Raw genomic sequence first — 434 nt, 5'->3', positions numbered from 1 at the left:
GTCTGGCGGCGCAGCAGGTCCAGCTGGTCGCGGCTGTATTCGGCCAGACGCACCATCCGCCCCTTGTTCAGCGCATAGCGGTCGTGGGTGCAGTTGCGCAGCATGGCCAGGGTCCAGCGGATCATGGCCATGTCCAGTTGCGGACGAATGATCAGCGGCGCGTGGCGCATCAACAGCCACTTCATCGCCTTGACCGGGATCGACGGCGCGGCCCAGGGCGCGGAATAGCCGGGCGAGACCTGACCCGCATTGGCGAAGCTGGTCTCCAGCGCCGGGCCGCTCTCGCGATCGACCACGACGACCTCATGGCCTGCCTGGCTTAGATACCAGGCGGTGGTGACGCCGATGACGCCCGAACCAAGCACCAGAACCCGCATGTGACGCTTCCAAGCCGACTGTTTTCGTTTCAGCCAAGTTAGCCTTGCGTCGTTCGA

1 protein-coding gene is annotated in these 434 nt (G+C 64.7%); it reads right to left on the bottom strand.

What is annotated here, in order from left to right:
- Positions 1-377 (bottom strand): FAD-dependent oxidoreductase (locus CVH10_RS17645; protein WP_146142999.1); only part of this gene is annotated, 377 nt, incomplete at its 3' end.
- Positions 378-434: the final 57 nt, after the last annotated feature.

Origin of the sequence: Halomonas sp. ND22Bw (genome assembly GCF_003011945.1) — a bacterium.
Classification (GTDB): domain Bacteria; phylum Pseudomonadota; class Gammaproteobacteria; order Pseudomonadales; family Halomonadaceae; genus Halomonas; species Halomonas halophila.
This window is presented reverse-complemented; position numbering and strand designations above follow the sequence as displayed.